Raw genomic sequence first — 25,436 nt, forward strand, 5'->3', positions numbered from 1 at the left:
TCGGCTGCGGGGTCTCAGCTGTCCCGCTAATCGTCCCGGAGTCCCCGCCTTACGCTACCATCATACTCAATTTTTCATTTCAAAGTCACATGCTTTAAAAAGAGAATCATTCTCTCTCCAATCGGAATGTGAAGAAAATGATTCTCTGTCTAAAGTGTTATGGATTAAACTTTTTCTGATGAAACGGTTACGCCTTTTGGTACTTCGTGGTGATGGCGGCAGCGTGGTTCGTAGGCTTCTGATGCGCCGACTAAGATAACTGGATCGTCATAGCCTGCAGGACGTCCTTCGATTAATCGCTGCGTCCGGCTTGCAGGTGATCCGCAAACTGCACATACTGCCTGGAGCTTTGTTACTTGTTCTGCAAGTGACATCAGGTGTGGAACCGGACCAAATGGCTCCCCTCGGAAATCCTGATCCAGACCGGCTGTTATTACGCGAAATCCTTTATCTGCAAGCTGAGTGATCACTTTAATTACACCTTCGTCGAAAAACTGAACTTCATCGATGGCAATCAGGTCTGCCTGATCTGTTACTTGTTCGAGGATGTCTGTAGAGTGCTCAACAGGAACAGCAATGACCGAAGCACCATTGTGTGAAACGATGGCTTCTTCACTGTAGCGATCGTCGAGTTTTGGTTTAAATACAAGAATGTGCTGTCTTGCAAATTGAGCGCGTCTCACGCGTCTGATTAGTTCTTCTGATTTTCCGGAAAACATACTTCCACAAATTACTTCTACCCAGCCAGTCTGTTTCATTACGTACACGTTTCCTTCAGCTCCTTTGGTTCGTTAGCAGTAGTGCCTATGTAAATGTTAGTTATTCTTTAAAAACCGCTGTCCCTTTCCGTGGGGAACTCCTCTTTCCTGCCCCCGGGCGGGAGTCTGCGTTCCCCACTCCAAGGGACAGCTGATTTTTGGGATTAGAATCTTTGTTACTACATCAACATATAGTGTTAAAAAAAGTAAATATATTTGATCCACAGTATGGTTTAAGTCTATTGAAAAACACCTCTTCGTTCAAGAGGCGATTTGACTGAATCTGTTGTTTTATTCCCTTAATTGGCGATTTTAACCGTAAAAAAACAGGCAAGAAATTGATTCTCGCCTGTTTTGATTTACGGATATTACTTAAGACCGTATTTTTTGTTGAAGCGATCAACACGGCCGTCCGCTGCTGCGAACTTCTGACGTCCTGTGTAGAATGGATGGCATTCAGAACAAACCTCAATACGAATGTCTTCCTTAACAGAACCTGTTTCAAATTCATTACCGCAAGTACATGAAACCTTTGCAGTTTTGTAATTTGGATGAATTTCAGTTTTCATCTCAGTCATCTCCTTCCGCCCTGAACCATCTGGAACAGAGTAAGTATCTTACATACTAGCATGGTGCCAGATATGTTTCAAGCACACTGCTTACATTATAGCAGGCTCCCTTGAGTGTAGCAACCTTGTTTCCGAAAAATGTTTGGTACAAGAGAACGGCTGGTCTGCGCTTCAGGCGGACGCTTTCCGGACGGAGGTTGCTGAGCCTCCTCGGCTTCGCCTGTGGGGTCTCAGCTTCCCTCTAATCGTCCCGGAGTCGCCGCCTTACGCTCCGACCAGCCTGAGTTAAACAAAAAAACTTAAAGTAATTTATTATCACTCAGCGCCTACTTGGAGTGCAGGACGGAGACTCCCGCCCCAGGAAGGGACAGGTGAGACCCCGGAAGCGAAGCTGAGGAGGCTCACCGCCCGGGGGCAGGAAAGCGCAGTCCTGCACGGAAAGGAGGTGCGGTTCTGCAAGAAAAAATTAAGACTTACGCCCGCTTGTTTTCATTTCTTCGGTCAGGTTTTCAAAGAATTCCTGGTTGGTTTTTGTCTGGCGGATTTTGCGTACGAGACGCTCTCCGAAGTCGTGCGAATCTGTCAGCGCACGGCGGATCGCCCATAGTTTATCAAGGTGATCTTTTGTGACGAGCAGTTCTTCTTTACGCGTACCGCTGCGGCGAACGTCAATTGCAGGGAAAATTCGGCGCTCAGCCATGCTGCGATCAAGGTGGAGCTCCATGTTACCTGTTCCTTTGAATTCCTCATAGATCACTTCATCCATACGGGACCCTGTATCTACGAGTGCGGTAGCAAGGATTGTTAAGCTGCCTCCTTCTTCGATGTTACGTGCAGCACCGAAGAACCTTTTCGGACGGTGGAACGCAGCTGGGTCAATACCACCTGAAAGTGTACGGCCGCTTGGTGGGATTACCAGGTTATAGGCACGCGCCAGACGTGTGATACTGTCCATTAAAATCACAACATCACGCTTGTGTTCAACAAGGCGCATTGCGCGCTCAAGAACTAATTCTGCGACTTTGATATGGTTTTCCGGCACTTCATCAAATGTTGAGCTGACAACATCACCAGCTACAGAACGCTCGATATCCGTTACTTCCTCAGGTCTTTCATCAATAAGTAGGACAATCAGTTCCGCTTCCGGATGATTCGTTGTGATTGAATTTGCAATTTCTTTCATCAGCATCGTTTTACCGGCTTTTGGAGGTGCAACGATTAAACCACGCTGACCAAATCCTACTGGAGATACTAAGTCCATAATGCGGGTAGAAAGCTGTCTCTGCTGGTTTTCAAGCTTGATTTTGCGATCGGGATATAAAGGAGTGAGCGCTGGAAAATGCACACGTTCTTTAGAAGTTTCAGGATCATCACCGTTTACAGCTTCAACATGAAGCAGACCGAAATAGCGTTCGTTTTCTTTAGGCGGCCTTACTTTACCTGAAACTTTATCTCCATTACGCAGATCAAACCTGCGGATCTGTGAAGCAGAAATATAAATATCTTCTGAACTTGGTGAGTAATTAATCGGGCGCAGGAAGCCGAATCCTTCCGACTGAATAACTTCCAGCACGCCTTCCATAAAGAAATAGCCTTCCTGCTCAGCACGTGATTTCAGGATTGCAAAAATTAATTCTTTCTTCGTCAGTTTGCTGTAATACGATACACGATATTCTTTTGCCAGTTCATATAATTCTTTTAATTTCATATTGTCGAGTGACGACATTTTTAATTCTTCCATAAAGGACACCACGCTTCTGTTATTTTAAATGCTTCTTCAGCGAATCTATTGTGCTTGAATATGTTTGTGAGGATAACTAATTGAAATAGAGGTTGTGTAGCTGAAGTCATTCATTATTCTACTCTTATTTTTCCGGACAATCAACGGTGAAAATTGTCGGTTAGTCAGTACTTGTGTAATCGCTTATGATTTCCGCTTCGGGCAGATGCTTTCCGCGGCCGGGCGCTGAGCCATCAGGCTTCGCCGTGATCGTCTCACCTGACCCTTCCTGCCGCAGGAGTCACCGCCCTACGCTCCAATCAACGCTTAGAAATTTAATCATCACCAGGAAACCTGTATTCAAACATAGTCTGATACGTTGATATTAATGATGAAAAAGCTAACCTGAGCAATTCCTCGGCGTTCAGGACGGAGAGGAATAGCGGTTACTAATATGATCAAACGAAAAAACTCCAGGTATGTCATCACCTGGAGCTTTTCGACATTTATCTCATGACAAGATTCGGCTTTTTCTTCAGGCTGTGTGTGCCTTTGATGAAACGAACTGTCCCTGATTTTGCACGCATAACGAGAGAATCGGTTTCACCGTAAGTAGCTTTGAACTGGACGCCTTTCAGGAGTTCGCCATCTGTTACGCCCGTTGCAGCGAAAATTGCATCGTCACCCCGAACCAGATCTTCCATACGAAGTACCTGACTAACATCAATATTCATTGCTTTACAGCGCGCTGCTTCTTCCTCATTCTGAGGCAATAAGCGACCCTGGATTTCTCCACCCAGACACTTCAACCCTACCGCAGCAATGACCCCTTCAGGTGCACCGCCTGATCCGAAAAGAATGTCAACGCCTGTCTGATCAAATGCTGTGTTAATGGCACCTGCAACGTCCCCATCATTAATCAGTTTGATGCGGGCACCTGCTGCTCGCAACTCCTCAATAATTTTAGCATGACGTTCACGGTATAAAACCGTTGCCACAACATCTTCCACATCTTTGTTTTTTGCTTTGGCAACTGCTCTCAGGTTATCAATAACAGGTGCATTAATATCAATGCAGCCTACCGCTTCCGGTCCAACCGCAATTTTGTCCATGTACATATCAGGTGCATTCAATAGATTGCCGTGGTCTGCAACTGCAAGAACAGCCAGTGCATTCCATCCTCCGGAAGCGACAATATTTGTACCTTCAAGTGGATCTACTGCTACGTCGAGACGGGGACCATAGCCTGTTCCCAGCTTCTCGCCGATATAAAGCATTGGCGCTTCATCCATTTCACCTTCACCGATTACAACAGTACCCTTCATCGGAATCGTATCGAATACATCACGCATCGCGGTGGTTGCTGCGTCATCTGCTTCCATTTTCAATCCGCGTCCCATCCATCTTGCTGATGATAATGCTGCTGCTTCCGTTACACGTACAAGCTCCATTGATAAACTGCGTTCCATGTCATCCATCCCCTCGTGGTTAATCATTCCACGATCAGTATAACACATTGTTTTTTAATATGACATACTAATGAAAAACTATGCGTTATTTACTTGTTCAAGTTCTTCATTCGACATCTCTTCACGCCAAATAACTGCGCCAAGACCTGATAGCTTTTCAATTAAATCACTGTATCCGCGGTCGATGTGCTCAAGTCCTGTCACTTCAGTAATACCTTCTGCCATCAGACCTGCAATGACAAGCGAAGCACCTGCACGTAAGTCAGAAGCCTTCACTCTCGCACCCTGCAACACAGATGGTCCGTAAATCATTGCTGTACGACCTTCTGTTTTAATATTGGCGTTCATCCGCTTCAGTTCGTCAATGTGTTTAAAACGGGCTGAATAGATTGTATCTGTCACCATTGCTGTACCATGAATCTTAGTCATTAATGACGTCATTGGCTGCTGGAGATCTGTCGGGAACCCAGGATAAACAAGGGTCTGAATATCAATCGATTTTAAATTTTCCGCTTTTCCAATGTAAATATCTTCGTCTCCAATTTCAATCGGCACACCCATTTCACGCAGCTTTGCAATGAGTGATTCGATATGAAGGGGAATGACATTGTTAATGGTCACACCTTCCCCGGCTGCCGCAGCTAAAATCATAAATGTTCCTGCCTCAATACGATCAGGAATAATTGTGTGGCGCGTGCCTTTCAGCTCTTCCACACCTTCAATTCTGATGACATTTGTCCCAGCACCTTTTATATTTGCACCCATATTACTTAAAAGTGTAGCAACATCAATAATTTCAGGTTCTTTTGCTGCGTTTTCGATAATCGTCTGACCTTTTGCTTTAACAGCTGCAAGCATAATATTGATGGTTGCACCTACACTCACAACGTCCAGATAAATGCGCGCACCCTTCAGTTCATCAGCACGCAGATAAAGCGCTCCCTGTTCGTTTGTCACTGTTGCACCGAGTGCTTCAAAACCTTTGATGTGTTGATCAATTGGACGTGGTCCAAGGTAGCAGCCACCAGGGAGACCGATTGCTGCTTTTTTAAACTTTCCAAGCATTGCACCCATTAAATAATAGGATGCACGCAGTTTTTTTACTTTCCCATTCGGTAATGGCATGGCAACCATTCCTTCAGGATCTACTCGCATCTCACCATTTTCAAACTCTACACTTCCGCCAATTTCTTCAAGCAGCGCCTGCAGTGTGCTAACGTCTGAAATATTCGGTAAACCCTCGATCACAGTTGGAGAGTCTGCAAGAATTGTTGCAGGGATCAGCGCAACCGCACTGTTTTTTGCTCCACTGACTTTTATATTACCCTTAAGGGGATTGCCCCCTTCAATTTTTAACTTCTCCATAAGATTAAAGCTCCTTCCGAACCAGCTCTTTTGCTATTTATCATGTGTATTTCCAGCTGAATCATGTGTGAAGGAAGCAGGATTTCAATTATTTCCGATCGTTCCAGTCGTTTAGAAATGCTTCGATTCCCGCTTCCGTAAGTGGATGTTTGAATAACTGATGTAAAACCTTTAATGGACATGTTGCAATATGTGCACCATTCAGTGCAGCCTGTGTTACATGCATCGGGTGACGGATTGATGCCGCAATGATTTCCGATTTAATGTCATGCATAATAAATATATCAGAAATCGTGCTGATCAGATCCATTCCGTCATGACCGATATCGTCCAGACGGCCAAGGAAAGGCGATACATATGAAGCGCCTGCGCGTGCTGCCATCAGTGCCTGATTTGCACTGAAAATCAGCGTAACATTTGTTTTAATGCCTTCTTTGGCGAATGCCGCAGTCGCTTTCAGTCCATCAGGAGTCATGGGGACTTTAACGGTGATATTCGGTGCGATTGCAGCCAGTTCTTTACCTTCTCTGATCATACCTTCTGCATCAAGAGAAATAACTTCTGCACTGACAGAACCGTCTACGAGTGAGGTAATTTCTTTAAGCCGGTCGTGAAACGAAATACCTTCTTTCGCTACAAGCGACGGGTTTGTTGTGACTCCGTCGATAATCCCCCAGCTGTGTGCTTCCTTGATCTGGTCCATATTTGCTGTGTCAATGAAAAATTTCAATATAATCCCATCCTTTGTTATGTAGTTTGTCTTTGATAAACGTTGATCTGCGCTTCAGGCGGACGCTTTCCGGACGGAGGTTGCTGAGCCTCCTCGCCTTCGGCTGTGGGGTCTCAGCTTCCCTCTAATCGTCCCGGAGTCGCCGCCTTACGCTCCGATCAACTTCGTGAGACTCCAAAAATATGAATAGTAATGTAAAAAAATACCTGAGAATGATCAAATATTTCTACATACCCTGAAGTTCATTGAATAAAAGCTGCATTCAGGCTTTGATTGAAGCGGGAGGGTCGAGACTCCTGCGGAAAAACGATCGGTCGAGACCCCGGAAGGCAGTGGTTTTCTGCCTGAGGAGGCTCGGACGTTCGTCCGCGGAAAGCGAGACCCTCCCGTGGAAATCAAAGCCGGTTACGTAAGACTGTTTTAAAAAAGGCTGACTCAAAAAACGGTTGGGCCGCTTATTATTAAATAAGCAGCTTGCCTGTTTGTGAGCCAGCCTCTTTTGATATGACTCAATTTCTACCCCTTGAAACCGAGTGACGAGTTACTTATGCTTTGTTAGATGAACCGAATTCACGCATTTTGCCGATTACTGTTTCTTTAATCACTTCACGCGCTGGTCCAAGATATTTACGTGGGTCAAACACTTCTGAATCAGCAGCAAGTACTTCACGTACTTTCTTAGCTGATGCAAGTTGGTTTTCTGTGTTCACATTGATTTTGGCTGTTCCATAAGAAATCGCTTTTTTGATATCTTTTGTCGGAATGCCTGTTCCGCCGTGAAGAACGATTGGTACGCCTGCTTCGTTACCGATTTGCTCCATTTCCTTGAATCCAAGGTTTGGTTCGCCTTTGTAAGGACCATGAACTGATCCAAGCGCTGGTGCAAGTGTGTCGATACCTGTGCGTTCCACAAGTTCTTTACATTCTTTAGGATCTGCATAAATCACACCATCAGCAACCACGTCATCTTCCTGGCCGCCTACAACACCAAGTTCAGCTTCTACAGAAACTCCTTTAGCGTGTGCGTATTCAACAACTTTAGAAGTTACTTCCACGTTCTCTTCGAAAGGACCGTGTGAAGCGTCAATCATAACAGATGTGAAACCTGCGTCGATTGCTTCTTTACACTTGTCAAAGCTTGAACCGTGGTCAAGGTGAATTGCCACCGGTACAGTGATTTTTAAGTCTTCAAGAAGACCTTCAACCATTTTCACCACAGTTGTAAATCCGCTCATGTAGCGGGCAGCGCCTTCAGAAACACCAAGAATTACAGGTGATTTTTCTTCTTCAGCAGCCTGAAGAATCGCCTGAGTAAATTCAAGGTTATTCAAGTTGAACTGACCTACTGCATAGCTCCCATCCTTCGCTTTGTTCAGCATATCTGTCATTGATACTAATGGCATAATTTGTTTCCTCCTTTGATTAAATGGCATTACATTCACCTTTGAAAGTGCACGTACGCCCCTTATGGTGTACAACCATATCCTTTAGTATCATACCAAACGTTGAGGAAATTTACCATGCCGACAGCTTATCTTTTGTGTATAAGACGCTCTAATTTGCCTTCACATGCTCTTTAACGAGGTTGCGGATATCCTGAATGTCAAATGGCTTTGCAATGTGTGTAAGCGCTCCCAAAGCTTCTGCTTCCTGTATCATGCCAAGTTCACCATAGGCTGTCATAATAATGACTTTGATATCCGCTTCTTTTTCTTTCATTTTTCTTAAAATTTCTATGCCGTCCATGCCCGGAATTTTCATGTCGAGTAACACCAGATCAGGCTCTTCTTTTAAAAGTGCCAGTGCTTCCAAACCGTTAGCTGCCTGAAATGTTTCATAGCCTTCTTTTTCAAGGATTTCGTTCAGTAAAATTCGAATGCCGAATTGATCATCTACAATTAAAATTTTTTCCACAATTTACACCTCTTCTTTGTGATTCCCAGCCCCAATTATCTTTTTATTCTCTCTTTAATAATAGATGAATAATGACGGTTTCTCAATCTGCCCTTATTATGGTACATTCAACACAAACATATGAGTTCCTTCCTATTAATAAATAAAACGTTTGCGCTTTTTCGACAATTAATAACAATTTCAATCGAAAGGATGATAATTATGCTGAAAATGTTCACCACACAACTGACCGGACTGTTCGGAAGACTGCAGTCTAAAGAAGAAATGGAAATTGAAAATGCCGCCCGTCTGTTAGCCCAGGCTTCGGTAGGTGACGGTTTTATTTATATAAAGGGGTTTGGAGAAATGACAGGAGTTGCCGCGGAAGCGATTCAGGGTGAAGAGCCGCTCGAAGGTGTCAGAGAATTGCAGGATGCCGATGGGCTAACTGTCGCCGACCGCGTTCTGCTTGTGACCCGGAGATCAAATGATCCGCAGGCAATGGTTTTTGCAGAAAAACTGATTGAAGCTGAAGTTCCTTTTGCAGTCATTGCAGGGAAAGTAAAAGATGCAGAGGGTGACCTTCAGGAAAAAGCGGACTCTTTCCTGAACACACAGACTGTCCGCGGCATGCTGCCAGATGAACTAGGAGGAAGATTCGGCTTCCCGTCTCTGATGTCTGCGTTGTATTTGTATCATGGTGTGAAGTTTGTGCTGGATGAGATTTTGGAGGATTACTAATAAATAAAGTTCCTATTCCATTTTGGATAGGAACTTTTTTTGTGCTCAGGGTTGTCTCAGGATCTGACTTTCTTTCTGGTGATCAAAAATACAATCACACCGATTGGGATCAGCGCAAAACTTGCATAAATACAGCTCCATTTCACAGCTGTAAATAGCGGCGCAATTGCAGCAATCGCGTTTAGCTGTTCGGGGTAAAAGCTCATCACTAATGATGTACTGAGATTTTCAAGGTAATCAAAAACCAAACCACATAACGGTAGTAAAATGACTAATCCCCATTTAGAGTGACGGATCCGCTTGAACAATATGCCCAGCGTGGTAGTCAGGAATAAAAAATATGCAATTGGCCATACAACATCGAATGTATACCTGGCCCGGACGTAATACTGCCTGCCTTCTTCACCATATGCTTCCGCAATTGAAAAAAGTGTTTCCGGCGTATAAAGAAATGAGCTGTCCGGCGATTCAGATGTTCCGGTCACTCGCGAGGATTCAGCCGCTTCATTTGGCAGTATGAAGCCAAGAAATGCTGCGAAAATGATTAAAGATACGAGCCAGGTTTTCCAGTTTGACCATTGATACAGCTTTTTCATCTGATTCACCTCTTTTGGTTTATTATAGCGGGATGAATTTGGCGGGGCGAATTTTTGTGGCGGATGCGGGATGGGAATTGGTTCATGACTTTTGTTAATTGGTTCACCGCCGCAATTTATTGAATCACCGCCGTGCATAATTGGTTCAGGGGCTGTTGAAACCTGAATAATTAGTTCATCACCGGCAATAATTGACTCACGCCCAAGTTTATTTGTATCATCGCTCCTCATATTTGAACGCCGTATTCACACTCACTACCCCAATCATCCTGCCAGAAAAAAATCCCCCGCACAGAGCGGAGGATCCAATCAAACTTTATTTCTTCATTGTTGCTTCGATAAAGTCTCTGAACAATGGCTGCGGACGCGTTGGGCGTGATGTGAATTCCGGGTGGAACTGTGATGCCACGAACCATGGGTGGTCAGCAAGTTCAATGATTTCTACCAGACGGCCGTCAGGGCTTGTACCTGAGAAGAGGAATCCTGCGTCTTCCATTTTCTCACGATACTGATTGTTGAATTCAAAGCGGTGACGGTGACGCTCGTAAACGACTTCATTGTCATACGCTTCGAACGCTTTTGTGCCTTCAGTCAGTTTACATGGATATAGTCCAAGGCGCAGCGTTCCGCCAAGGTCTTCGATATCCTTTTGTTCAGGTAACAGGTCAATGACCGGGTACGGCGTTGTCGGGTTGATCTCAGCTGAATGTGCACCTTCCATACCAAGAACGTTTCGTGCAAATTCAACGCTTGCCAGCTGCATACCAAGGCAAATTCCGAAGAATGGCGTTTTTGTTTCACGTGCATAGCGTATTGCTTCGATTTTACCTTCGATTGCACGGTCACCGAATCCGCCTGGTACAAGAATTCCATCAACGTCTCCAAGCTCCTGCTCTATATTTTCGCGTGTGAGCAGCTCAGAGTTCAGCCATTTCACTTCAACGTCAGCATCAAAGCTGTAACCTGCGTGGCGCAGTGATTCTACTACTGAAATGTACGCATCCTGAAGCTCAACGTATTTACCAACAAGTGCAATTTTCGTTTTTTGTTTCAGATTACGTACACGGTCAACCAGCTCGTTCCACTCAGTCATTTCAGGCTGAGGTGCATCCAGTTTAAAATGGTCGCAAACGATCTGATCCATGTTTTGTGCCTGAAGCGCAAGTGGCACAGCGTACAGCGTATCAGCATCTGTTGCTTCGATAACTGATTTTTCATCGATGTCACAGAATAGCGCAATCTTGTCTTTCATATCCTGAGAAATCGGGTTTTCAGTACGCAGGACAATGATATTCGGCTGGATACCAAGGCTGCGAAGCTCTTTTACACTGTGCTGTGTCGGTTTTGTTTTCATTTCACCGGCAGCTTTAATGTAAGGAACAAGCGTACAGTGAACGTACATGACGTTTTCACGGCCTACATCACTCTTAATCTGACGGATTGCTTCAAGGAATGGAAGTGATTCAATATCCCCTACTGTTCCGCCGATTTCAGTGATGACAACATCAGCATTTGTTTCACGGCCTGCACGGAAAACGCGCTCTTTCAGCTCGTTAGTAATATGAGGGATAACCTGAACTGTTCCGCCAAGGTAATCACCGCGACGCTCTTTTTTCAGAACAGTAGAATAGATTTTACCAGTTGTGACGTTACTGTATTTGTTCAGATTGATGTCGATGAAACGCTCGTAGTGACCAAGATCCAGATCAGTCTCAGCACCGTCATCTGTAACGAAAACTTCTCCGTGCTGATAAGGACTCATTGTTCCAGGGTCCACGTTGATGTATGGGTCAAACTTCTGAATTGTTACGCTAAGCCCTCTGTTTTTTAAAAGGCGTCCAAGTGATGCTGCTGTGATTCCTTTTCCAAGCGATGAAACAACGCCGCCTGTGACGAAGATATATTTTGTTGACATGTGTATTTCTCCTTTCGGGTTTACGGTGTGATAGAAGGTGACCGTTGATCTACGCTCCAGGGGGAAGCTTTCCGTGGCCGGGCGCTGAGCCATCAGGCTTTGCCGTGATTGTCTCACCTGTCCCTTCCTGCCACAGGAGTCCCCCCCTTCCGCTACGATCAACTCTTTGCATTAGAATAGATTTTTATATCAGGGACAAACGTGCACGATAATATGTTTCACTCTATTCTGCTGCCCTTGGAGTTCAGGACGGAGACTCCTGCACCAGAAAGGGCTGACGAGACTACGTAGCGCAAAGCATGAGAAGGCTCTGTCTCCCAGGTGCGGAAAGCGCAGTCCTGAACGGAAGGAAACAGCGTTTTTTCTAAGAGTTCTATAAAAAATAAAAAGCGCCCCTCCTGCGTGTGAAACGCAAGGGAGCGCGGATATTTGCGATTGATCCCTTTTAAGGGAGCCCAAATAAAATATTACCATCAAATTTTAAAAAATCAAGAAAGAATTAAATGGCGGAAAAGACTGACGATTTACAGCTTGTCGTCTTCTTCCTCATCATCATCGTCATCGTCGTCGTCATCATCAAGATCATCAAAATCAACATCGTCTTCAAATTCTTCTCCATCGATGTCTTCAACATCCTCAACGTCGTCATCAATCTCATCATACACAAGATCTTCTTCTTCGTCGTCCAGGTTGTCAAAATCAAGATCTTCTTCAGCTTTTTTCTTTTTCTTGGACTTTGCTTTTGTTTTCTTTTTCTTCTTCTTCGTTGTCTGGATTTCGCTTGTGATCTGTTCGTCTTCTACCTGATCAAGCGGGTACCATGAACGGAGACCCCAGCCTTTATCGTGATCAAGGAATATGAAGCGGCCGTCCATGTTCAGGTCTGTGTAAAATTGAACAACTCTTTGGCGTGCTTCTTTATCTGTTACACCTAGCAGGCGTTTCCATTCGTCGACCATGTCGTTGAATGTCATTGATCTATGGTTGTCAACGAGCAGCTGGTGTGCGATTTCTATAAATGAATATTCACGTAGATCTTCTACTGAGCGATTCTTAAGTTCCATTATTTGCACTCCTTTAGGTTGGGTGGTGTTGCTGCTAAATTTAATCTTCCGCACCGCTGTCCCTTTCCGTGGGGGACTTCGCTTTCCTGCCCCCGGGCGGTGAGCCTCCTCATGCTTCGCATTCCGGGGTCTCACCTGTCCCTTTCTGGGGCGGGAGTCTTCGTCCCCCACTACAAGGGACAGCCAATATAGCTTACAACAATCAATTGTTCTTTAAGTAATTAACTGCAGCAACTTTGTATAGAATTTCATTTAACATACTTTTAGAAAGTGCATCTATTTGCTTTGCACAAAGCTGATTGAAGCGGAAAGCGTCCGCCTGCAGCGTTAATCAACGATCCTCTTATAACGTATTTAAATGAATTTAGCTCAAGGCATATGTTCCATTATAACCAAAGTTTAAAGGAGAATGCCATAGTTACCATTGTTTTTTAGGAATTCTTTATGCGGCCTTTTTTGTTTCCCGCCATGCGAGCCAGTAGAAAAGGGCTGATAGCAGGAGAAATGGGACTGCTCCGACCATTCGGCTGTACAGGTAAAGAGTCAATCCGGCGATCAGCAGTATGGAGGCGCTGAGGATAAACAGTTTCTTCACTAAATCACATCCCGATCACAATAATTAGTTCCATTATAGTACAAAAAGAAAACTGCCGGGTAATAATCCGGCAGTTTTAACGGGAAATTAATATTACATATTACGACGGTACTGTCCGCCTACTTCATATAATGCATGTGTGATTTGACCGAGTGATGCTACTTTGACTGTTTCCATCAGCTCAGCGAAAAGGTTTCCGCCTGAGACTGCTGTTTCTTTCAGTCTGTTCAGCGCTTCCTCTGCTTTGTCAGCATGCGATTGCTGGAAGTTTTGAAGGTTGGTGATCTGGGTTTCTTTTTCTTCCTTCGTCGCTCTCGCAAGTTCCATGCTGTCCATCTGTTCTTCTGATGGCGGGTTTGGATTCAGGTATGTGTTCACACCGATAATCGGAAGCTCGCCTGTATGCTTCTTCATTTCGTAGTGCATTGATTCTTCCTGAATTTTTCCGCGCTGATATTGTGTTTCCATTGCACCAAGTACACCGCCGCGGTCATTAATGCGTTCGAATTCCTGCAGGACCATTTCTTCTACAAGGTCAGTCAGTTCTTCGACGATAAATGCGCCCTGGAGCGGATTTTCGTTTTTGCTTAAGCCATGCTCTTTTGTAATGATCATCTGAATCGCCATTGCCCGACGGACGGATTCTTCAGTCGGCGTTGTGATCGCTTCGTCATATGCGTTGGTATGAAGCGAATTACAGTTGTCCTGGAGTGCCATCAGCGCCTGGAGTGTGGTGCGGATATCGTTAAAGTCGATTTCCTGCGCGTGCAGTGAGCGGCCTGACGTCTGGATATGATACTTCAGCTTCTGGCTTCGCTCGTTGGCACCATACTTATCTCTCATGACAGTTGACCAGATGCGTCTTGCCACACGGCCGATCACCGTGTACTCCGGATCCAGTCCATTTGAGAAGAAGAATGACAGGTTCGGTGCGAAATCGTTAATGTCCATGCCTCTACTTAAATAATACTCAACGTACGTAAAGCCGTTCGCAAGTGTGAACGCAAGCTGGGAAATTGGATTCGCTCCTGCTTCTGCAATATGGTAACCGGAAATCGAGACAGAATAATAGTTGCGTACTTTTTGATCAATGAAGTACTGCTGGATATCACCCATCATACGCAGTGCAAATTCTGTTGAGAAGATACATGTATTCTGACCCTGATCCTCTTTTAAAATATCAGCCTGCACGGTGCCGCGTACGACTTGAAGTGTCTGTTCGCGCACTTCAGTGAATTCTTCCATTGAAAGCGTTCTGCCAAGCTCTTCTTCACGTACTTTCACCTGCTGATCCACTGCTGTATTCATAAACATTGCAAGAATAATCGGGGCAGGACCGTTAATTGTCATGGATACTGATGTTGACGGCGCGCACAGATCAAATCCTGCGTAAAGTTTCTTCATATCTTCAAGCGTACAAATGCTGACGCCGCTCTCCCCGACTTTTCCGTAAATGTCCGGACGATGATCAGGGTCTTCACCGTAAAGTGTGACCGAATCAAACGCTGTACTCAGACGCTTTGCATCATCGTCTTTCGAAAGATAATGGAAGCGGCGGTTTGTACGCTCAGGCGTTCCTTCACCAGCGAACTGACGCTTTGGATCCTCACCTTTACGTTTAAACGGAAATACGCCTGCTGTATACGGGAATGATCCTGGTACATTCTCTTTGTACACCCATTTTAAAATTTCACCGTAGTCTTCAAACTTTGGCAGTGCCACTTTAGGAATAGAAAGACCTGACAGACTCTTTGTTTTCAGCTCTGTCACAAGTTCTTTACCGCGGACCTGCGTTGTGAATTGATCCTGTGCGTAAAGTTCTTTCATCTTAGGCCAGTTTTCGAGAATTTTTTTAGACTCTGCAGAAAGCTGTTCCCATGCCGTTTCTTTCATTGTTTCCAGTACTTTAACCGTTTCTTCTTCGCCTTCTTCTTTTGCTGCTTCAATACTGCCTTCAAGCTGGAAGAAGCGGCGCGCCAGTTTCGTCTGCTGTTCAGCTGACTTGTGATAACGGCGGACGGTTTCCGAGATTTCACGCAAGTAGTAGCGCCGGTCGTTAGGGATAATGACGTTCTGCTTTTCTACATCTGCATTTTTAGAAAACTCAGTTGACCAGTCTGTCTGAACTTTTTCATTCACTTTTTCAACAAGCGCTGCAAAAAGTGCGTTTGTACCTGCATCGTTAAATTGGGACGCGATCGTACCGAATACCGGCATGTCATCAAGGTCCTGATCAAACAGCATGCGGCTGCGCTGATACTGCTTCTGCACTTGGCGCTTTGCATCCTCGGATCCTTTGCGCTCATATTTATTAATAACCACAAGATCTGCATAGTCGATCATGTCAATTTTTTCAAGCTGGGATGGTGCACCGAACTCGCTTGTCATCACGTACATTGAGACGTCCGAGATCTCAGCGATTTCAGCATCCCCCTGCCCAATTCCACTTGTCTCAACAATGACCATGTCATAGCCTGCTGCTTTTACAACTGAAATCGCGTCTCTGATTGCAAGAGAGAGTTCACTTTTAGAACCACGGGTTGCAAGACTTCTCATAAATACACGGTCAGAGAAGATCGCATTCATACGGATTCTGTCACCTAAAAGCGCTCCGCCTGTTTTTTGCTTAGTCGGATCAATTGAAAGAATGGCTACCTTTTTATCAGGAATTTCATTGATAAAACGACGGATCAGTTCATCTGTCAGCGAACTTTTTCCGGCACCGCCCGTCCCTGTGATTCCGATTACAGGTGAATGTTTTTCCTCTGCCTTTACCTGATCCATAATGTTCTGCCAGACGTCGCTGTCATCCTTCATGCGGTATTCTGCGAGTGAAATAAACTTGGAAACAACCGGAATATTGCCGGATTTTAATTCACTGATCTCATGCTTCATCTCTTTTTCAATCGTGGCATAATCACATTCTTCAAGCATCCGGTTAATCATACCCTGAAGCCCATTGGAACGGCCATCTTCCGGAGAAAAGATACGGGCAATTCCATATGCGTGAAGTTCTTTAATTTCACGCGGGATAATCACTCCGCCACCGCCACCGTAAATTTTAATATGAGGTGCGCCACGCTCTTTCAGCAGATCATGCATATATTTAAAATATTCTACGTGTCCGCCCTGATAAGATGAAATGGCAATCCCCTGCACATCTTCCTGGATCGCTGCATTCACGACTTCTTCCACTGAGCGGTTGTGCCCCAGATGAATGACTTCCGCACCGCTAGCCTGCAGAATTCTCCTCATAATGTTAATGGATGCATCGTGCCCGTCAAATAGGCTGGATGCTGTTACAAAACGAACCGGATTTTTCGGCTTATAGATTACTGGTTCATTTACTGCCATCACTTATTCCCCCTTGTTCACCGCTGTCTGGTATCCTCGAACACCTTTGAGCAGCAGCTCGGTCTGTCTGTTCGTATACTGGTCTATATCATAATCACGCAGCGCCCATCGTCTGAACGCCCACATCTGTCCCTGTACAAAAATGTTCTGTGCCAGCAGGTGTATTTCTTCACGACCCATCACCAGTTCACCTTCATCCACACATTTCTGGATCAGGGTTTCAAACATTTCTACCATTTCAAGCTCTTTTTTCAGCACATAAGGCAGTGCGTCTTTAGATAATGACTTGGCTTCCTGGTACATGACCAGCACTTCATCCTGCATACTATCAACTACCTTGAAATAGTGTGCAATCCCCCGTGACAGAGCCTGAAGTGTACCGCCGTCAAGCTCCATCCCATGGAGGCGGACGCGTACTTCATCATAGATTCTGTCGCAGACGAGATACAGGACGTCTTCTTTTGTACGGATATATTCATAGAGGGTACCGATGCTGAAGCCAGAAGCTTTGGCGATTTCACGTGTTGTTGTGCGGTGAAATCCTTTTTGTTTGAAAAGTGAGACGGCCCCTTTGATCATCTGGTCGCGGCGCATTTCTATGAGCCGCTCGTCTTTTACCGAGGATTGTACTTCCCGTTTGTTCTCCAATCGCATCCGCCACCTTTCACATTCTGAAGGTCCTTTGACTGAGGGGAACTGTTTATAAGAATCGCTTATGATTTCCGCTTCAGGGGGACGCTTTCCGCGGGGCCGGCGGTGAGCCTCCTCGCGCTTTGCGCTGCGGGGTCTCACCTGTCCGACTTATCCCGCTGGAGTCGCCCCCTTACGCTTCAATCAACACTGTGATCGTACGTCCTGCTTTATTGAAGTAAAAATTGCTACTGAAAATGATCTGACTTACAAAGAATCCCCCGCTTTCATAGTCAGACAGAGCGTTGATTGTAGCGGGAGGGCCGAGACTCCTGCGGAAAAACGATCGTTCGAGACCCCGCAGGGCACCGGTTTTCTGCCCGAGGAGGCTCGGGCGTTCGTCCGCGGAAAGCGAGGTCCTCCCGCGGAAATCAAAAGCGATTTCAATGCAATAATCTGCTTACTTCGTTACCATGCGGCCGATTACGAGGCGTTGGATTTCCTGGGTGCCTTCGTAAATCTGAGTGATTTTTGCGTCGCGCATGTAGCGTTCAACAGGATAGTCCTTCGTATAACCGTAGCCGCCGAAGATCTGAACAGCTTCTACTGTTACTTTCATTGCAGTGTCTCCTGCCATCAGCTTGGACATTGCAGATTCTTTTCCGTATGACAGTCCCTCTGATTCAAGCCATGCAGCCTGGTAAGTAAGCAGGCGTGATGCTTCGATGCTTGTTGCCATGTCTGCGATTTTGAATGATACGCCCTGGTTCGCAAGTATTGACTTGCCGAATTGCTCACGGCCTTTGGCATATTCAACTGATGCATCAAGTGCCCCTTGTGCAATTCCGACTGCCTGAGCAGCGATTCCGTTACGGCCGCCGTCCAGTGTCATCATTGCGATTTTAAAGCCTTCTCCTTCTTTACCTAAAAGGTTTTCAGCAGGTACTTTTACATTGTCAAAAATCAGTTCTGTTGTAGGTGATGAACGAATGCCGAGCTTTTTCTCTTTTTTACCGATCGAGAAGCCTTCCCAGCCTTTTTCAACGATGAATGCGCTCATTCCGCGTGTGCCGGCTTCCTGATCTGTTACTGCAAAAATAATGTAAAGTTCTGCTGCGCCGCCATTTGTGATCCAGACTTTTGATCCGTTTAACACGTAATGGTCTCCGTTTTTCACAGCTTTCGTTTTCATTGAAGATACGTCAGATCCGGCTCCAGGCTCAGAAAGTCCGTAAGCGCCCAGCATTTCACCCTGTGCAAGCTTTGTCAGGTAGTGCTTTTTCTGCTCTTCTGTTCCGAACTTAAAGATTGGCCAGCTTGCAAGTGACAGGTGAGCTGACAGCGTTACACCAGTTGATGCACAGACGCGTGACAGTTCTTCAACTGCGATGACGTATGCCAGATAGTCACTTCCGATGCCGCCGTATTCTTCTGGCCACGGAATGCCTGTTAAGCCAAGCTCAGCCATTTTATCGAAAATGCCACGGTCGAAACGCTCTTCTTCATCACGCTCTGCAGCAGTTGGTGCAACGTCCTTTTCTGCAAAGTCGCGCACCATTTTACGGATCATTTCATGTTCTTCAGTTAATTTAAAATTCATATTGTACTTCCCCCTATTTGGTCACGTGCTTACTGATCACGATTCTTTGAATTTCACTTGTACCTTCATAGATTTCACTGATTTTTGCATCTCTGAACAGTCGCTCTGCCGGATAGTCTTCTGTATAACCGTTTCCGCCAAATACCTGAACACACTCGATTGCGTTGTTCATTGCTGTGGATGATGCAAAGAGCTTAGCCATTGAGGCTTCTTTTCCGCAAGGTTTGTTTTCCTGTCTCAGGAACGCTGCCTGGTAGACAAGCAATCTCGCTGCTTCAGCCGCTGTAGCCATGTCAGCAAGCTTAAATCCGATTCCCTGCTGCTGTGCAATCGGCTTTCCGAACTGTTCACGCTCTTTTGCATAAGCCACTGCATGATCCACGGCCGCTTCTGCAATGCCGAGAGATTTTGCTGCGATTCCGATTCGTCCTGCATCCAGGTTGCCAAGCGCAATTTTAAAACCTTCTCCTTCTTGACCTAAAAGGTTTTCCGCCGGCACTTTCATATCTTCAAACGTCAGCTGGACTGTACGTGATCCATGAAGACCCATTTTCTTTTCATCTTTTCCCACAATGAACCCCGGAAAGTTCTTTTCTACGATAAATGCGCTGATGCCTTTTGACCCTTTTTCGGGATCGGTCACTGCAAATACGATATACGTATCAGCTTCTCCGCCGTTTGTGATAAAGATCTTTGAGCCGTTCATTACATAATGATCGTCTTTTTTCACTGCGCGCGTTTTCAGACTCGCAGCATCCGATCCGGCACTTGGCTCTGTCAGACAGAATGCGCCCAGGTATTCACCTGTTGCCAGCTTCGTCACATATTTTTGCTTCTGTTCTTCATTGCCATAGTATAAAATCGGGCCTGTCCCGACTGAGGTATGAACGGACAAGATCACGCTGACAACCGGACTCACTTTGGCAAGTTCGTTGAGTGCAATGATATAGGAAATGTAATCCATGCCTGCACCGCCGTACTCTTCAGGAACCGTGATGCCCATCAGTCCGAGCTCGGCCATCTTATTTAAAATTTCGCGAGGAAACTCCCCTGCTTCCATTCTTTCGATAAATGGTTCAATTTCTTCACGCGCGAAATCTCTCACCATTTTTTGCATCATTTTCTGTTCTTCTGTAAAACGCAGGTCCATCTCATGCTCCCCCTTGATGTTTATTCGTAGATGTAGAAACCGCGGCCCGTTTTCTTTCCGAGCCAGCCTGCTTTGACGTACTTGCGAAGCAGTGGGCATGGACGATATTTGCTGTCGCCAAATCCTTCATGCAGGATCTCCATAATATAAAGACACGTGTCCAAACCGATAAAATCAGCCAGCTGAAGCGGTCCCATCGGATGATTCATACCCATTTTCATGACATCATCAATTGCTTCTTTACTCGCAACACCTTCATAAAGGGTGTAAATTGCTTCATTGATCATCGGCATCAAAATGCGGTTTGAAACAAATCCGGGAAAGTCTTCTACTTCTACCGGCGCCTTGTTCAGCGTTTTAGTCATCTCTTCAATTGCCTGATACACTTCATCTGTTGTTGCCAGTCCGCGGATGATTTCAACGAGCTTCATGACAGGAACCGGGTTCATAAAGTGCATCCCGATTACCTGCTCAGGACGCTTTGTGGCCGCTGCAATTTCTGTAATTGGCAGTGAAGAAGTATTTGAAGCCAGAATGGCATGTTCAGGAGCTGCCTGATCAAGTGTTTCAAAGATTTTCGTTTTGATGGCCATGTTTTCTACTGCTGCTTCGATGACGAGGTCCGCGTTTTTTGCGTCGTTGAGATCGGTTGAGCGTGTAATGCGGCCGAGTGATGCATTTTTATCTTCTTCTGTCATTTTTTCTTTGCTGACTGCGCGGTTCATGTTTTTTTCGATGACTGACAGACCGCGTGTGAGGAATTCGTCTTTCAGGTCGTTGAGGATGACGTTGTATCCTGCCTGGGCACATACTTGTGCTATGCCGCCGCCCATCTGACCGGCGCCGATGACCATGACTGTTTTGATGTTCATTGGGATTCTCCTTTTAACATGATGTACTTTCTGATAACCGCAGACCTGCGCTTCAGGCGGATGCTTTCCGGACGGAGGTTGCTGAGCCTCCTCGCGCTTTGCGCTGCGGGGTCTCAGCTTCCCTCTAATCGTCCCGGAGTCACCGCCTTACGCTCCGGTCTGCCCAAGTTTCCTATTTATAAAATAAAATCAGCCCTTAATTTAGTGATACACATACAGGACATGGTTTTTGGAATAAAAAGTTCAGAATCAAACCTGAATGAGTACTGCGTCGCCTTGGCCTCCGCCTGAGCAGATGGCTGCAATGCCGATTCCGCCTCCGCGGCGTCTCAGTTCGTATGCAAGTGTCAGGATGACACGTGCGCCGCTTGCGCCGATTGGGTGTCCAAGGGCTACTGCGCCTCCGTTGACGTTTACTTTTTCAGGGTCAAGGTTTGCAATTTTGTTACTTGCCAGTGCGACTGCTGAGAATGCTTCGTTAATTTCGAACAGGTCGATGTCTTCAAGCTTGTGACCTGTTTTTTCAAGTAATTTGTTGATAACCAGCCCCGGTGTTTGTGGGAATTTTGAAGCTTCTACTGCAACTTCTGCATGCCCAAGAATGGTTGCGAGCGGCTTTTTGCCTTCTTTTTCTGCCCGTTCGTCACTCATCAGCACCATTGCGCAGGCACCATCATTGATTCCAGGTGCGTTTCCTGCAGTGATTGTACCGTCTTTGCCAAATACCGGGCGCAGACCAGCAAGTGCTTCAGGAGTTGTTCCTTTTCTGACTGCTTCATCGATTTCAACAGTAATTGGATCTCCTTTGCGCTGAGGAACCTGAAGGGCTACGATTTCTTCAGCGAACACGCCGTTGTCAGTTGCTTCGCTCGCCTTTATGTGGCTTCTTGCTGCCCATGCATCCTGCTCTTCACGCGTCAGGCTGAATTCTTCAGCAGTTGAGTTCCCGTAGGTTCCCATGTGAACGTTGTTAAATGTACAAGTCAGGCCGTCATGAATCATCATGTCTTTGACCATTTGATCTCCCATACGGAAACCTGATCTTGCTTTATCCATAAAGTAAGGGGCATTGGTCATTGATTCCATTCCGCCTGCAACGATCAGTGACTCGTCACCAAGTCTGATCAACTGGTCTGCAAGTGTGACTGAACGCATGCCTGATGCACATACTTTGTTGATTGTTTCTGTTTTGACTTCCCATGGAATACCTGCTTTTTGTGATGCCTGGCGTGATGGGATTTGTCCTTGTCCGCCCTGCAGGACTGTTCCTAGGATGACTTCATCTATTGTTTCTGGTGCAACGTCTGAACGCTTAAGTGCTTCTTTGATTGCTTCTGCTCCAAGGTCTGAGGCTGTGAATGATGCGAGTGATCCTCCGAGTTTTCCGAATGGTGTTCTTGCTCCGTCAATGATTACTGTTTTTGGCATTGTGATTCTCCCCTTTGTTTGTTTCCTGTTAACCGCTTCACTGCGTTCCAGGCGGACGCTTTCCGGACGGTGGTTGCTGAGCCTCCTCAGGCTTCGCCTTGCGGGGTCTCAGCTTCCCACTAATCGTCTCGGAGTCGCCGCCTTCCACTCCGTTCAGCTCTGTGTGACTCACACATATGATCAACAGGTTATTTAAATAAAAATTGAATCCGCTTACAAAAATGCAGCCTTGACTTGAACATTTTGATGAATGTGAGGGTGGGCGGGCGTGTGTTGACTGAACGCTCGCTCAGTGAGTCCCCTTTAAAAAAGCCGATTTAACGGCATTTAAATGATTCTACCTCTTCTATTGTAAGCGATTTCAATTGTTGATACAAGTGGGATTTTTAATAGGAGGAGAGATTCTGATTCTGGCTTGGGGACTGCCATATAGGTTCGCAGGAAAGTTAATGATGTTCGGAGTTCAGGGTACGATGTTCGAAGTTTAACCTGTGGTGTTCAAAGATTAAATGGCAAGGTTCGGAGAAAAAACGTGGTGTTTCATAGAATAGTATCAAAAGGCATATACTGATTACTGCATATCGAGGCTCGAACCAGCGACCTCCACCCTGTCAAGGTGGCGCTCCTCAAATAAAAAACGACCTGGCCGTCATCAGAAGCAGCCAGGTCGTTTGGGTTTATTAGTATATGTTGTTGCGGTTTAAGCGCCTCCGCTTTATCACGATGTTCAGCTCCAGCAGGCAACTCCTCGAGTCATAAGCTTCGCTGAGAAAATGGGGAAGATCACCCGTTTCTCTCAGCGCGTCTTATGCTTGTCGGAGCTGAATGCCTGCTTCCGCTTTTCTTTTTTATGCGATTTCCGCTGTCTGAGGTTTCCCAATTACACTCAGTTCAAGCAGTTCGGCAACATCCATTGTGCCAACTTCTTCTTCAACTTCCTTCGCTTTCGTACCGTCTGACAGCATTGTCAGGCAGTATGGGCAGCCGGAGCTGATCATGGATGGTTCTACGACGAGTGCCTGTTCAGTACGGGCGACGTTGACGCGGTGGCCTTTGTCTTCTTCCATCCACATGAGTCCTCCACCGGCGCCACAGCACATGCCTTTTTCGCGGTTGCGTTCCATTTCCACGAGCTGAACGCCTGGGATTGACTTCAGGATTTCACGTGGCGGATCGTATACTTCGTTGTAACGGCCGAGGTAGCATGAGTCGTGGAAGGTGATCTTCTCATTGACTGCATGTACCGGCTTCAGTTTTCCTTTTTCAACCAGGTCGGCAAGTACTTCTGTATGGTGATAGACTTCAGCTTTTAAGCCGAACTCAGTGTACTCATTTTTAAATACATTGTATGCGTGAGGATCAATCGTCACGATCTTTTTCACGTCATTTTTTTCAAACTCAGCGATGTTGGCGTTCGCAAGTTCCTGGAATAAGAATTCATTTCCAAGGCGGCGAGGTGTGTCCCCTGAGTTTTTCTCTTTGTTACCGAGAATTGCGAATTTCACGCCTGCTTCATTCAGCATTTTTGCGAATGAAAGGGCGATTTTCTGGCTTCGGTTGTCAAATGAACCCATTGATCCAACCCAGAAAAGGTATTCGAATTCTTCGTCTGCTTTTTTCATTTCTTTTACTGTCGGTACCACAACGTCTTCACGTGCTTCTCTCCAGTTTTCTTTTTCTTTACGGTTCAGACCCCAAGGATTACCCTGACGCTCAATGTTTTGCATTGCGCGCTGTGCATCCGGCTCCATTTTACCTTCAGTCAGTACAAGGTAACGGCGCAGGTCAATGATTTTATCAACGTGCTCGTTCATAACCGGGCACTGATCTTCACAGTTTCGGCAAGTTGTACAAGCCCAGATTTCTTCTTCAGTGATGACATCGCCGATCAGACTTGGGTGGTACATGTCGATTGCTGCTTCCTGACCGCCTGTTGCAGATGTTGCTGCGATCTGGTTCCCTTTTGTCTGAGCGAATGCTGGTACCGGTACCCATGGAGACTGTGACGTAACTGCAGCTCCTGTAAATGTCAGGTGGTCACGGATTTTCGTGATCAGATCCATCGGCGACAGCATTTTTCCTGTACCGGTTGCAGGACACATATTCGTACAGCGTCCGCACTCTACGCAGGCATACAGGTCAATCATTTGAAGCTGTGTGAAGTCTTCTACTTTTCCAACGCCGAAGGTTTCCTGTGATTCATCTTCAAAATTAATGCTGCGAAGTTTACCAGGATTATCAAGACGGTTGAAGTAAACGTTGATCGGTCCTGCGATTAAGTGCGCGTGCTTTGACTGCGGCACGTATACCAAGAAGCCTAACAGGAATAATAAGTGTACCCACCATGCAAAATAGAAAATGACTGCATTTGCGGTAGCTCCCATCCAGCCTGTTGCAAGTGCAACAGCGGACGCGACTGGTTCAGTCCAGGTCGGATCGTGATCGAAGAAAACAATCCCTGCTCCATTTCCGAGTAGAACTGATACCATAAGTCCGCCGATAAAAATCAGTACTAGCCCTGATTTAAAACCCCTTTTCAGACGGACAAGCTTTTCCATGTAACGGCGGTAAAATGCCCAGGCAACCGCTACCAAAATCATTAATGTAACGAGCTCCTGGAAGAACGTAAATCCAGGATAGAAAATGCCAAGTGGCAGATGCTCACCAGGTACAAGTCCTTTATAAATGAAGTCGATGGCACCGGCCTGAACAAGCAGGAAGCCATAAAAGAACATGACGTGAATCATGCCGCTCTTCTTATCCTTCAATAATTTTTTCTGTCCAAACACCTGAACCATGATTTTCTTCATGCGTTCTTTGACATTGTTATCAAACTCTTCTTTTTTACCAAGTTTGATAAAGTCGTAACGTGATTTGACCAGATAACCAAATAAATAGACTGCGTAAGCGGTTACAAGAATAAACGCAATCCAGTTAACAATCAGCAAAATATCCCCAATGCTCATGTTCGCTGCACTCCTCCCAAA

General features: G+C 45.8%; 19 protein-coding genes. 1 reads left to right on the plus strand and 18 read right to left on the minus strand.

Going from position 1 to position 25,436, the window contains the following annotated elements:
- Window positions 1-164: 164 nt before the first annotated feature.
- From E2626_RS02120 to E2626_RS02155, 8 genes are all read right to left on the minus strand, one after another.
- Complete coding sequence (locus tag E2626_RS02120; RefSeq protein WP_134379150.1) at window positions 165-767, minus strand: thymidine kinase; 603 nt, start codon at window positions 765-767, stop codon at window positions 165-167.
- 359 nt (window positions 768-1,126) lie between these two features.
- Window positions 1,127-1,327 (minus strand): 50S ribosomal protein L31, encoded by a 201-nt coding sequence (gene rpmE / locus E2626_RS02125; protein ID WP_134379152.1) that lies wholly within the window; start codon window positions 1,325-1,327, stop codon window positions 1,127-1,129.
- 466 nt (window positions 1,328-1,793) lie between these two features.
- Entirely contained in the window at window positions 1,794-3,068 is a 1,275-nt protein-coding gene (gene rho, locus E2626_RS02130) for a transcription termination factor Rho (RefSeq protein ID WP_134379154.1), read from the minus strand.
- A gap of 485 nt (window positions 3,069-3,553) precedes the next feature.
- Entirely contained in the window at window positions 3,554-4,516 is a 963-nt protein-coding gene (glpX, locus tag E2626_RS02135) for a class II fructose-bisphosphatase (protein WP_134379156.1), read from the minus strand.
- 78 nt (window positions 4,517-4,594) lie between these two features.
- Window positions 4,595-5,881, minus strand: a complete 1,287-nt coding sequence (locus E2626_RS02140; protein ID WP_134379158.1) for a UDP-N-acetylglucosamine 1-carboxyvinyltransferase — start codon at window positions 5,879-5,881, stop codon at window positions 4,595-4,597.
- Window positions 5,882-5,969: 88 nt separating this feature from the next.
- Entirely contained in the window at window positions 5,970-6,611 is a 642-nt protein-coding gene (gene fsa / locus E2626_RS02145; protein WP_134379160.1) for a fructose-6-phosphate aldolase, read from the minus strand.
- A gap of 545 nt (window positions 6,612-7,156) precedes the next feature.
- Window positions 7,157-8,014 carry a class II fructose-bisphosphate aldolase gene (locus E2626_RS02150; protein WP_134379162.1) on the minus strand — a complete coding sequence of 286 codons (858 nt, stop codon included), beginning with the start codon at window positions 8,012-8,014 and terminating at the stop codon, window positions 7,157-7,159.
- Window positions 8,015-8,165: 151 nt separating this feature from the next.
- A complete protein-coding gene (locus tag E2626_RS02155) occupies window positions 8,166-8,528 on the minus strand; it encodes a response regulator (RefSeq protein WP_134379164.1) in 363 nt (120 codons plus the stop codon).
- A gap of 198 nt (window positions 8,529-8,726) precedes the next feature.
- Between E2626_RS02155 and E2626_RS02160 the strand changes: the two genes are divergently transcribed.
- Window positions 8,727-9,245, plus strand: coding sequence for a DUF2529 family protein (locus E2626_RS02160; RefSeq protein ID WP_134379166.1), 519 nt, complete (start codon window positions 8,727-8,729; stop codon window positions 9,243-9,245).
- A 56-nt stretch (window positions 9,246-9,301) separates the two neighbouring features.
- Here E2626_RS02160 and E2626_RS02165 read toward each other — a convergent pair whose 3' ends face one another.
- From E2626_RS02165 to E2626_RS02210, 10 genes are all read right to left on the minus strand, one after another.
- The gene (locus E2626_RS02165; RefSeq protein WP_134379168.1) at window positions 9,302-10,072 is read right to left on the minus strand and encodes a hypothetical protein; all 771 of its coding nucleotides are present in this window, start codon (window positions 10,070-10,072) and stop codon (window positions 9,302-9,304) included.
- 85 nt (window positions 10,073-10,157) lie between these two features.
- Window positions 10,158-11,756 (minus strand): CTP synthase, encoded by a 1,599-nt coding sequence (locus tag E2626_RS02170; protein WP_134379170.1) that lies wholly within the window; start codon window positions 11,754-11,756, stop codon window positions 10,158-10,160.
- A gap of 524 nt (window positions 11,757-12,280) precedes the next feature.
- Entirely contained in the window at window positions 12,281-12,820 is a 540-nt protein-coding gene (gene rpoE / locus E2626_RS02175; protein ID WP_134379172.1) for a DNA-directed RNA polymerase subunit delta, read from the minus strand.
- Between the two features lie 688 nt (window positions 12,821-13,508).
- Window positions 13,509-16,769 carry a fused isobutyryl-CoA mutase/GTPase IcmF gene (icmF, locus tag E2626_RS02180; protein WP_134379174.1) on the minus strand — a complete coding sequence of 1,087 codons (3,261 nt, stop codon included), beginning with the start codon at window positions 16,767-16,769 and terminating at the stop codon, window positions 13,509-13,511.
- 3 nt (window positions 16,770-16,772) lie between these two features.
- Entirely contained in the window at window positions 16,773-17,363 is a 591-nt protein-coding gene (locus E2626_RS02185) for a TetR/AcrR family transcriptional regulator (RefSeq protein WP_424955111.1), read from the minus strand.
- Between the two features lie 496 nt (window positions 17,364-17,859).
- Window positions 17,860-18,999, minus strand: coding sequence for an acyl-CoA dehydrogenase (locus E2626_RS02190; protein WP_134379178.1), 1,140 nt, complete (start codon window positions 18,997-18,999; stop codon window positions 17,860-17,862).
- Between the two features lie 13 nt (window positions 19,000-19,012).
- Window positions 19,013-20,149: an acyl-CoA dehydrogenase gene (locus E2626_RS02195; RefSeq protein WP_134379180.1), complete on the minus strand. Its 1,137-nt coding sequence runs from the start codon at window positions 20,147-20,149 to the stop codon at window positions 19,013-19,015.
- Between the two features lie 20 nt (window positions 20,150-20,169).
- Window positions 20,170-21,021 (minus strand): 3-hydroxybutyryl-CoA dehydrogenase, encoded by an 852-nt coding sequence (locus E2626_RS02200; protein ID WP_134379182.1) that lies wholly within the window; start codon window positions 21,019-21,021, stop codon window positions 20,170-20,172.
- A 249-nt stretch (window positions 21,022-21,270) separates the two neighbouring features.
- A complete protein-coding gene (locus E2626_RS02205; RefSeq protein ID WP_134379184.1) occupies window positions 21,271-22,449 on the minus strand; it encodes an acetyl-CoA C-acetyltransferase in 1,179 nt (392 codons plus the stop codon).
- 848 nt (window positions 22,450-23,297) lie between these two features.
- The gene (locus E2626_RS02210) at window positions 23,298-25,415 is read right to left on the minus strand and encodes a heterodisulfide reductase-related iron-sulfur binding cluster (protein WP_134379186.1); all 2,118 of its coding nucleotides are present in this window, start codon (window positions 25,413-25,415) and stop codon (window positions 23,298-23,300) included.
- Window positions 25,416-25,436: the final 21 nt, after the last annotated feature.

The organism is Jeotgalibacillus salarius, from assembly GCF_004405125.1.
GTDB lineage: Bacteria > Bacillota > Bacilli > Bacillales > Jeotgalibacillaceae > Jeotgalibacillus > Jeotgalibacillus salarius.